The sequence below is a fragment of the Fictibacillus sp. Mic-4 genome (genome assembly GCF_049843615.1).
Taxonomy (GTDB): Bacteria; Bacillota; Bacilli; order Bacillales; family Fictibacillaceae; genus Fictibacillus_A; species Fictibacillus_A gelatini.
The window spans coordinates 1-10,647 of record NZ_JBBHZM010000064.1; the positions used below are offsets into that span (position 1 = coordinate 1).

Below are 10,647 nucleotides of genomic sequence, written 5' to 3' on the forward strand. Positions count from 1 at the left end.
GAAAAATATACTCATTTTATTGTCCGACTGAGTCCATTTATTGTCCGATGGAATCGATTTATTATCGGAAGTCCACTGTTTATTGTCCAAATGCCATAGAAACAGCACCACTACTGAAGAAATTTGCTCCTGTTCTTATTTTTTTCAGGTGAAAGAAAATAAGTGCTTTCATAGCTGAAGGGGCACTGAAATCCCTGGGATAATTTCACTACTAAGAACCCCTGGCGCCTAAGAAGGCACCAGGGGTTCTGGATCTGCTTTTAACTTAAAGTTGTTTGTATTAATATCCTTACCCAACGTTGGCACGATGAAATTTTCGTTCATTAATAATGAATTATAATAGTTCTATATACCCTTCTGTTCCATTCAACCTGATTCTTTGCCCATCCTTGATCAGCTTTGTCGCATTCTCCACTCCGACAATTGCCGGCAAGCCATATTCACGTGCAATAACTGCTCCATGGGTCATCAGTCCGCCAACTTCGGTGACCAGGCCTTTGATGGATACAAACAATGGGGTCCAGCCAGGGTCGGTAAAGGCGGTTACCAAGATATCTCCCTCTTCTAAATCCGCATTTTCCATATTTAAGAGGACACGTGCTCTCCCTTCGATCACGCCGGAAGATACAGGCAGGCCTATAATTGCATCGGACGGGAGATTTTCTCGTTTGTACGCACCGGAGACTATTTCGCCATCAGACGTGATCACACGTGGTGGAGTTAGTTTTTCATAGAGTTGAAATTGTTCTTTTCGTTTGTCGATGATCTGGTTATCGAGTTTATTTGTGCGAACGACTTCGCGAAGTTCTTCAAAGGTGAGATAGTATATATCTTCTTTTTCTCGTATTACACCCAGTTGTACAAGCTTTTCCGCTTCTTTCAGCAAAGCCTGCTTGTAAACAAAGTAGCGATTAATCATGCCATATTTGGGATATTCTCTAAACCCGCTGAAATTCCGGATCAGGTCGATCATTCGTTTCGTTTCTTTTGCTTTTTGTTCACCATCCGGCAATTGCTTCAATCGGTCTAATAATTCTTGTTCTTTTTTTAAAGCAACGCGCCGCCCTTGCTCAAATTTCCGACGGCTGGCATTAGGCTCAACGTTTTCGATGTTGTTTAAAATCAAGGGGATAAGTGCGGCTGGCTTTTCGCTCCAGCGCGTTTTCGTAATATCGATTTCTCCCGCACATCGCATTCCGTATTTGTTGAGATAATCATCGATCGCTTCTTTGGCTTCCTGTCCGCCATTCAACCTGGCAAGTTCATCCAAAAAGTCGTCATCTTTTGCATGCTGTAAATACTCAATTACTTCCGGATAAGGACGAATCACATCCGCGACGTCCAATAGCGCAAGACCCATTTCCGAAGTAATATTGTTTGGCACAGATTGAGAAAGCACATCTGCTGCATTATTTTCACCTAACCACTTGTTCATTTTTTCATTGATCCATGTTGAAGCATTCATAGCAGCCATAATCACACCTATGCTTTGTGGATTAAATAAAATCTTCTTTAATTGTTGGATATCTTCAAGAATAAACTCAAATAAATCCGGTCCTGATTTCGTTTGGATGTTTTGTTTTAACTCTTCTATCGAAATTTGGCTGCGCTTAATCAAATCAGAAACAATTGTCGGATCGTTTTCAATTTGCCCTTGATCTTTTGCAAACCGCATAACATTAGTTCTTTTACCGGGACTCCGTTCATTTTTGTCATTGGACAACGGTTTTATAAAATCTCCTCGCTCAATTATGGTCATAAGTGCATCTTTTATAAGCGGTTCTGACCCGCCTATCGTATTTAATAAAGCTTCTCTGCTGTCAGGTGAAGCGAGATGATGTGTAACATCGACAAACAACCTTCCGCCAGCTTTATGCATAGGTGCAGAAGTCGTTAACAGAAAAAAAGACAACCCCAGCGGTTTCATTGGATCGGTCATCATTTGCTGGTGACCGACAGACACATAAACGCGATTTTCCCGGGTCTCCTCTTCTGGAATCAGGAAAAGAGTAGTGATCGGCCGACTCTGGACAATATAAAATGTATTGTGGACCAAACACCATTCGATATCTTGTGGCTGGCCGAAAAATGCTTCGATCTGTCTTCCAATGCGTGCCAGTTGCAAAATTTGTTGGTCAGTAAGCGTTTGGGCATTTTGCTGATCGGGATCAACCTGCCGTGTTTCGGTTCCGCCTTGTTTTCGTCCATAGACGGCCAATTTTTTGGTGGCTATCCTCTTTTCGACGATTTTCTCTTCTTGCACCTTATAGCCATCGGCAGATACCAGGCCGGAGACGAGGGCCTCTCCTAGACCAAAACTGGCATCGATCGATAGCAACTTTCGATTGGAAGTGATCGGGTCAGCCGTAAATAAAATCCCTGAAGCGCTCGGGAACACCATCCGTTGAACAATAACGGATAAATGCACCTGTCTGTGATCAAATCCATTTTGCATACGGTAAATCACGGCTCGATCCGTAAAGAGCGAAGCCCAACATTTGCTGATGTGCCGCAAAATCGCTTCTTTTCCGATGATATTTAAATAGGTGTCTTGCTGACCGGCAAAAGAGGCATGTGGCAAATCTTCAGCTGTCGCGCTTGAACGCACGGCATAAGCATGTTCCTCGCCCAACTGGGTGAGATAGCGGCTAACCGCGCCCGATACATCGGAAGGAATTTCTGCTTTCATAATGATTTTCCGAATCTTCCCGCTGATTTCGCCAATTTGATCTCGATCCTCCGCTTTTAGCGGTTTCAGTTGATCTAGTAATTGATGAAACTCTTCATTCTTCCCAATGGCTTTTTTATACGCTTCAGTGGTAACACAAAATCCTTCTGGCACTTGTATTCCATGAATCTTCGAAAGTTCCCCTAAGTTCATCCCTTTGCCGCCGACAAGCATTTGCCTCGTTTTTATCAATCTCCTGAAACTCCAGTACATATGGTTTCATTACTTTCCCTCCCATTTATCGCTTAAGTACCAGGACAAAAATCGTTCATCTGATCCACCCATTACGCTGCCTACTCATTTCTTCTTCTGGCGAAGTTTCATGCCCACACCCCTTTAAAAAAAATAAAAGTTAGGATTGACTGTTATGGACTTTATGTTGTATAATTAACCTAAAATAGGGGTAATTTATACAAAAATACATTAACAGTGCATATCTATTTAAATTTACCACAATATCTTGTTTTTATCAATCTAATTACACGCCCATCATTGTTGCAAATTCAAAAAACATTTTAGGAGTCAAATGACCCACAACCGATAAATTCGGATCCAAAACGTAAGGAAATCCCAATAGCAAAAAGGGCTGCCTGAAACTCCCTTAAAATAGTAAAGAGGCTGATGAAAATCGAAACGCTTTTCACCAGCTTCTTTTTTTGCCAAAGTGGACAGGCGGATGCCCGCCACTTTCAATAGGCTGAATGCGGGTACCACCATCCCGAACTCGGCCCGAACATCATTTTGTTTATACAAGAGGAGCAGGCATTATTTGGCGGCTCCTTAATCGGATCTATTGGAAACTTTTACACACTCCAGTTTTTCTCAATAAATTGAACGGCAGGCTGTAAATTGGTTTGGTTTGCAATTTCAATGACAGCGGGAACTACGGCGGGGTCTGTTTTGGAAAAGTTAGGGATCTTTGGATCTAACCGAAAAAAACGTTTTCCAAGAAGATTAGAACTGACCATGGATTCATAGTACCCATTTCCGCCAGCGATAATCTGAAGAAATGGAAGTAACGGTTCATTGGGCGATCGGTCCAAAATGACTCCCCAATTTGGAGGAAGGTCTTTTAGATTTTCGGGGCGAATGTCATTTGCACTCACCATCCCCCACCCTCTTGTATCTCTTCTTAACTGCGTCGGAGCTTCACCTGTTCCAATGGATAATACTGCAATTTGATTCAATGGCACTTTGGCTTTACCTACTGCAAACGCGATACTGGCTGTACTGGGATTAGTTGCTACGACATACCCATCCACGTAGTTTTGATAGGCTCGTTGCGTCGCGGGAGCACCGCTGCTCCGCAGGATGACATCACTCGCCTTCTCATTTAAATAGGGAGATCCGGGAAAGTTGTGGAATAACACAGGAGTCCAGCGATTCAGCTCCGGTGAATACAATTGAAATGAAGGGACTACGATTCGTTTTTTTAAGTTTTTGAGACGAAGATCTGATGGAAAAAATGCACGTATCGCTTTAATGAACCCTGTATAGGGCAATTGCTGATTAAAAACAGGCCCACCCGGCCGGGAAACGCTGAATGCCGGCAGGATTCTTTTCTTAAAATACTGGAATGTCTCCTTCGGTGATCTTCCACTTGCTAATGCAAGGGCAGTGAATGAACCGATTGAATTCCCCGAAAACACATGGGTACGGCTAATTAATTTTGGATATTGCTGAACGAGCCTGTTCAAAAGCTGTAAACTTAAAGCCCCCAGGGTGCCGCCTCCATCAAAGGCAATGATCCGATATTTTGTCAAAGGCGCTTCTCCTTTCTCATCAGATTTCAAGTATCCATTCAGTATATGTTGATCTCGTTTGGACAATGAAATGTTCGACCGACAAAAAAAGGAATTTTGCTACCATCATCTAACCTGGCGAATAGCTTTCCTTCTTTTCATTCTTCTTCTATTCAGAGCGATACGATTGACTCAGGTACCTTTATTTTTTAAAATTACTTATCGGAAAATTCGGACAATGCTTCACGTGAAAATGGTTCTATAAACGCTTGATGCAGCTCCTTTGCCTTCTCTATCATGGAATCATTATAAGCAAGAACGTGTACTATTTTTATAATTTTTTACCGGATACGCTCAATCAAAGACTCACCGTCATTGTACGGCGAGTTGACCAGCGCGCTTACCTCAAATGCCTCCATTTGTTCAGAATCATAAGGCAACAACAGACTTTTAAGGACATCCGAATCCTCAATGCTTCGATCAAGCCAGATGGCTTCCTTTTCTTTCGGCAAAATGACGGGCATGCGATCATGAATGTCTTTCATTAAATGATTGGGCGCCGTCGTGATAATTGTGCATGAAGTGATCACCTTATCTTCTTGCTGCCATCTATCCCATAGTCCAGCGAACGCAAATGGTTCACCGCTCTTCAATTTGATCCTCATTGGAATCTTCTTGTCGCCGCTCTTCTTCCATTCATAAAACGAGTCTCCGATCACCAGACACCGCCGTCTCTTCAATAGACGTTTAAACGCCGGCTTCTCATCGACCGTTTCGCCCCTTGCATTCATCATTTTATAGCCAATTTTCGGATCATTTGCCCAGGATGGAACGAGCCCCCATCGCAAATATCCGGCTTTATTCCGCTCCCTGTCACAAACAACCGCTAGAATTTCCTGGCCAGGCGCAATGTTGTATCTTGGCGTTAACTCGAACATATTCATTATCGAAAAACGCTCCGCAATTTCTTTCGGGTTTGAAAAAAGAGTAAACCGTCCGCACATAGAATCACCTTTTTCAAAGAGATCGTTTTATGATTTCGAATCCCCCAGGTCTTCCCCTTTGATAAAGTCGACAAAAGCTCTTACGATATTGAGCTCCATCGATTCCTTATGATAAAACATCCACGTCCGTCTTAATATTGGCTCTCCTTCTTTATTGGTGATGTCAATCGTATGGATATCCTTAACATCATCCAGAATCATGCTTGGGATAATGGAATAGCCTAATCCATTGACGATCATATCTTTGCACGTCTCCGCTTTATCCACTTCGATACTTGTATAAGGCGGTTGCTGAAAGTTCTCGGCCCACCAGTTGTCAATCACCGCTTTGAGCAACAAATCGGTATGGTAATCAATTCTAGGCTTGCCCGGCAAATCGTTCATATCGATCTTTTCTTTTGAAGCGATGCATATCGTTTCTTCAAGCAGGAGCTGTTTTTCATCTGGCCAATTATAGTCTCCGCGAATAAAAGCAACGTGGACTTCCCTGTTATACAGCAAATTGATCATATCTTTGCCCCACCCTGTCGTCACTTTGAATTCAACATCAGGGTATTGATCTTTAAACCGTTTTAATACAATCGGGAGCTTGTGGTGGGTGAAGGTATTCGAAACCGCAAGTCTTAGTGTTCCCATCACGTTTTGGCCCATATTCAGCAACGTTTCTTTCGCTGTTTCGATTTTTTGTAAAATTTCCTCCGCCACTTTTGCCAGGTATTCTCCCTGGGGCGTAAACTGCACCCCTCTTCTTCCCCTGATGACGATTTGAACGCCAAATTCTTTCTCGATTTGCTGCAGGCGATTCGTCAATGTCGGCTGTGAAATATATAAGCTTTCCGCCGTTTTCGTAATGTTCTTCTTATGGTATAGCACTTGTAAAATAATCCAGTCACGATGATCCATGCCGTCTCCTCTTTTAGACATCAAGTTTTTTGATGGTAAAATGAAAATAATTCGTATTTCACCTATCTCTATAAGTATATTATAGTTTTCTTAGATGGATTGGAACATTTCCCTGCTCAAACAACATCGAGGAAGAAGGGTTTTTCAATGAGGGAAGGTACTATTTTTTCGCGTAATATAAAATTCATTGTTATAAGCGGCATTGGAGGTTTTCTCCTTTCATTGACAGGCATGTCGATCGGGTGGATGATTGGAACTTTGCTCGTGGCAGCCTTTTTTTCGTTTCGGCGCCCTCCATGGCTAACGCTCCCGGGCAAGCAAAAGGGGCTGAACCCCTACTTTCTTCGGATCGGGCAATGCATTTTAGGCATTGAACTTGGCCAAAAAATCAATCTGTCTATTGTCCATATTTTTAAAGAAGATTGGTTGATCATTATTGTTATCCTGCTTTTGTCGATTCTTTTTTCCGTGCTTTCCGGCTTTGTTCTCTGGAAATTTAGCCGGACGGATATGCTGACAAGCTTTTTTGGAACGGCCCCTGGCGGATTGTCGGCGATGCCTGGAATCGCGGAAGAGGTAGGCGCAAATACCGCTGTTGTCAGCATCATTCAGACGATGCGTGTTTTTCTCGTTGTCTTGACGATCCCTTTGATTGCATCAACGTTGATCGCAAGTCCTGCTGGCCACACGTCTAGCGCTGCCACTGGAATCCCGGCATTTGAACTGAGCCACATTCTCTGGACGATCGTTCTCGCTTTCGTCGCATGCGGCGGGGCCTTTATTGGAAAGCGGCTGAAATTTCCCGCTCCGTGGCTAGTCGGGGGCATGGCAAGTGTGGCGATTGTCCAATCCGTCAGTTCCTCCATTGTCGGTCATGACATCGTCTCGTGGTGGCCGCATAGCGTGATCGTAGTCGCTCAAATTTTGATGGGATCGAGCATTGGCTCCCGTTTTCATAAAAATATGCTTGCAGGGTTAAGAAAAACATTGGTTGTCGCATTATTGGGCACGCTTGGCCTCATTGCCGCCATGTTAGGCTGCGCGTTCATTGTTTCAAAGCTGACCGGTATTACTTTTGTCACCGCGGCATTGGCATTTGCGCCCGGCGGCGTTGCAGAAATGGCGACAATGTCCGTCGTGCTTCACGCCGATTCAACATTGGTCGTGGCGGTGCAAGTGATCCGCATCATCTCGGTTTGCATTATTTTGCCTCCGCTTTTCACTCTGATTCACCATTACGGTACACGAAAAGGCATGGGGTCTCATGCGTAATTCATAAAAAAATGGATAGAGACGACATGGGGACAGCCCTGAATTGGTTGGTTCGTGGGAAAATTTTCAACATTAAAGCCACCCGTCATTAATGGGTGGCCTTTTTCTAGAAACCAACGTTACTGATTTTGTTGATTTCTAAGCTGCTGTTCTCCCATGGAGACAAGGCGTTTAGTCATCGCGCCCCCGACAGCACCGTTTGCTCGCGCGGTTGTATTTGCACCAGGCTGAACTCCAATCTCATTGGCTATTTCTTGCTTCATCTGGTTCATAGAATTTTCTGCTCCAGGTACCAAAAGTTTGTTGTTTCTTGCCAAGATACATCACTCCCCACGAGTATTGAGCAATCACTTGCTCTTTTTTAAGGTAACCGAATCGATGAGAAGCCATACATTTTTCCCCAATCAAGGCATGCTGCTGACAAAGGAAAGAATTAACTTATTTATTTAGATATCGATCAATCGTTTTTTATCTTCAACTCAATAAATTTTTCTTGCTTTATTTATATTTTCCAACGAATATCCAATTGATTGACTGATCTATTTTTCTCTGATAATATAAAATCGTTTTTAAATGTTCCAATCATCCGATGTTTGGAGGTTTACTTGTCTATGGGATTAAAAAAAGCGATGCGTTCATCATTGGTTGATCAAGTGGTCAAGCAATTGGCCTCATTAATCGAATCCGGCCAATGGCCGCTCAATGAAAAAATTCCGCCTGAGCCTGAACTCGTCGAACAGTTGGGCGTCAGCCGAAACACGATCAGGGAAGCCGTCCGCGCTTTAATCCACACAGGCATGCTTGAAGCACGTCAAGGGGACGGTACATACGTCCGGTCCCAAACCGATTTTGGGGCTGCCATGGAGCGCCGGCTGCAAAAGTCCGATTTGCTGGAAATAATGGAAGTTCGCTCTTGCTTAGAACGCGAAGCGGCGAGATTGGCTTCCTTAAGGCGAACATCAGAAGACATAGAGCTTTTGCGCGACCGTTTGGCGAAGAGAGATGATGCTTTAAAGAAAAGCGACAATCTTCAAGAGCATGTCAAAGCGGATATAGAATTCCACCACACTGTCGTTAGAGCAAGCCATAATAGCGTGCTTATTGACCTTTACCAGCATATGTCAAATACGATCCAGACATCGATTATCAGCACGATGAACGGGGATGCCGATTTGGCAGAAAAAAATACGAATGCTCACCATCAGCTTGTCGAAGCCATTATTAACGAGGACCCGGAGGCTGCAGAAGAAGCGGTTCGCGCCAACATCGAGATAGCATCGCAGATTGCGTTATTACAAGAAAATAGAAAGGAGGATGAACATGAACGTAAATAATAATCTCGCAAAAGAAACGACACGCGGGAACGATGTTTGGCTCATTATCGGAATTATTCTTCTTGCCACGAATTTCCGGCCTTCATTGACTTCCGTCGGCCCCCTGGTAAACAACATTCGCAATGATTTGCATTTATCAAATAGTGTCGCTGGCTTAATTACGACAGTGCCGCTCATTGCTTTTGCCATCATGTCACCGCTTGCACCGAAGTTAGGCCGAAAGTTTGGCAGCGAACTCGTATTATTTTTAGCGCTGATTTTCCTGATTATCGGATTGCTTATTCGTTCATCAGGATCGAGCGGCCTATTGTTTGCCGGAACCGCCATCATTGGCCTTGCCATTGCCGTTTGTAACGTCTTATTGCCCGCACTCATTCAACAGAAATTTTCTAAAAAAGTTGGATTGATGACGGGATTATATACGTCTGCACTTGGAACATTTGCCGCGCTGGCATCGGGAATCAGCGTCCCTCTTTCTCACGGTTTAGGATCCGGCTGGAGAGGCTCGCTTGTTTTCTGGGCGGTCTTAGCTGCGGCTGCGGCAATCATATGGATCCCGCAGCTTCGGAATCGTGAGAAACCGAAGAACATAAATATGACGGAGGCTAAAGAAGTATGGCGCTCGCCGCTCGCCTGGCAAGTTACTTTGTTTATGGGACTGCAATCATTAGGTTTTTATGTGACGGTCACCTGGCTGCCGGCTATTCTTCATGACAGGGGGCTGAGCGTTTCAACCGCAGGATGGACCCTTAGTTTATTGCAATTTATCAGCCTTCCGGTAAGCTTTCTCGTTCCTGTTATCGCTGCCCGTCTGTCCCATCAAAAATGGCTCGCTGCGATAACAAGCTTTTGTTATATTGCCGGGTTTGGAGGATTAATGATTGGATCCAAGCCACTTGTAATCATGTGTGTCATCTTTCTTGGCCTCGGCCAAGGAGCGGCACTCAGCCTGGCGCTTTTACTATTTGGCTTGCGGACAAAAAACGCCCATCAAGCGGCAGAACTTTCTGGCATGGCACAATCGATCGGTTATCTTCTTGCAGCTGTAGGGCCGATTTTGTTTGGCTATCTCCGGGACGTAACACATACGTGGATCACGCCTCTATTATTTATCGTCATCACAAGTGTGCTTATGCTCATCTCCGGAATTGGCGCTGGCCGAAACAAAGTTGTGGGGGACAGTCCAGAGTCTGGGGAGTACTTGAAAGCATATAAATAAAAAGAAGAGTCTTTCTAAAGAATTGTAGTATTAGAATGACCGAAATACAGGAAGCCCCGGCAATTAATTCAACAGTTTTAGACAGAATTTCCTCTTCTAAGTGAATTTTCTATAGCGCCTTCATGAAGATGCCTTCCGACCTTTTTATCGGAGGGCATCTCCATTTAAAGAAATGGTCTGTTACCGACGTTCTATGGGACACTTTTTTGTCTCCGTGCTGCAATTTGGGCTTTTAGACTCACCCTATTGGACACTTTTTCGCCTCGGGGCCCCGTTTTTGGCTTTTAGACGCGCCCTATTGGACACTTTTTCTACTCGGACCTCCATTTTTGGCTTTTAGACTCACCCTATTGGACACTTTTTCTACTCGGACCTCCATTTTTGGCTTTTAGACTCACCCTATTGGACACTTTTTCTACTCGGACCTCCATTTTTGGCTTTTAGA

The 10,647-nt window shown here is 44.0% G+C and carries 7 protein-coding genes and 1 pseudogene; 3 read left to right on the forward strand and 5 right to left on the reverse strand.

Going from position 1 to position 10,647, the window contains the following annotated elements:
- Positions 1 to 334: 334 nt before the first annotated feature.
- From ppsA to WD019_RS20795, 4 genes and pseudogenes are all read right to left on the reverse strand, one after another.
- Positions 335 to 2,951: pseudogene (gene ppsA, locus WD019_RS20780) on the reverse strand (phosphoenolpyruvate synthase).
- Positions 2,952 to 3,531: 580 nt separating this feature from the next.
- Positions 3,532 to 4,491 (reverse strand): patatin-like phospholipase family protein, encoded by a 960-nt coding sequence (locus WD019_RS20785; protein ID WP_425712693.1) that lies wholly within the window; start codon positions 4,489 to 4,491, stop codon positions 3,532 to 3,534.
- A 320-nt stretch (positions 4,492 to 4,811) separates the two neighbouring features.
- On the reverse strand, positions 4,812 to 5,474 hold the full coding sequence (locus tag WD019_RS20790; RefSeq protein ID WP_425712694.1) for an SOS response-associated peptidase: 663 nt from the start codon (positions 5,472 to 5,474) through the stop codon (positions 4,812 to 4,814).
- 27 nt (positions 5,475 to 5,501) lie between these two features.
- On the reverse strand, positions 5,502 to 6,377 hold the full coding sequence (locus tag WD019_RS20795) for a LysR family transcriptional regulator (protein ID WP_425712695.1): 876 nt from the start codon (positions 6,375 to 6,377) through the stop codon (positions 5,502 to 5,504).
- Positions 6,378 to 6,524: 147 nt separating this feature from the next.
- On the opposite strand from WD019_RS20795, the gene WD019_RS20800 reads away from it, so the two are divergent.
- A complete protein-coding gene (locus WD019_RS20800) occupies positions 6,525 to 7,649 on the forward strand; it encodes an AbrB family transcriptional regulator (protein ID WP_425712696.1) in 1,125 nt (374 codons plus the stop codon).
- Positions 7,650 to 7,768: 119 nt separating this feature from the next.
- Here the strand turns inward: WD019_RS20800 and WD019_RS20805 are convergent, their stop codons facing one another.
- Positions 7,769 to 7,966: an alpha/beta-type small acid-soluble spore protein gene (locus tag WD019_RS20805; protein ID WP_026678658.1), complete on the reverse strand. Its 198-nt coding sequence runs from the start codon at positions 7,964 to 7,966 to the stop codon at positions 7,769 to 7,771.
- Between the two features lie 294 nt (positions 7,967 to 8,260).
- Between WD019_RS20805 and WD019_RS20810 the strand changes: the two genes are divergently transcribed.
- Both WD019_RS20810 and WD019_RS20815 read left to right on the forward strand, forming a co-directional pair.
- Entirely contained in the window at positions 8,261 to 8,983 is a 723-nt protein-coding gene (locus tag WD019_RS20810; RefSeq protein ID WP_425712697.1) for a FadR/GntR family transcriptional regulator, read from the forward strand.
- Positions 8,970 to 10,202, forward strand: coding sequence for a CynX/NimT family MFS transporter (locus WD019_RS20815; protein WP_425712698.1), 1,233 nt, complete (start codon positions 8,970 to 8,972; stop codon positions 10,200 to 10,202). The genes WD019_RS20810 and WD019_RS20815 overlap by 14 nt, the downstream gene beginning before the upstream one ends.
- Positions 10,203 to 10,647 lie beyond the last annotated feature (445 nt).

What these genes read in the sequence shown, in the direction of transcription:
- WD019_RS20790 (WP_425712694.1), bottom strand. Translation starts at nt 5,474, where the DNA reads ATGTGCGGACGGTTTACTCTTTTTTCAAACCCGAAAGAAATTGCGGAG.
- WD019_RS20795 (WP_425712695.1), bottom strand. Translation starts at nt 6,377, where the DNA reads ATGGATCATCGTGACTGGATTATTTTACAAGTGCTATACCATAAGAAG.
- WD019_RS20800 (WP_425712696.1), top strand. Translation starts at nt 6,525, where the DNA reads ATGAGGGAAGGTACTATTTTTTCGCGTAATATAAAATTCATTGTTATA.
- WD019_RS20810 (WP_425712697.1), top strand. Translation starts at nt 8,261, where the DNA reads ATGGGATTAAAAAAAGCGATGCGTTCATCATTGGTTGATCAAGTGGTC.
- WD019_RS20815 (WP_425712698.1), top strand. Translation starts at nt 8,970, where the DNA reads ATGAACGTAAATAATAATCTCGCAAAAGAAACGACACGCGGGAACGAT.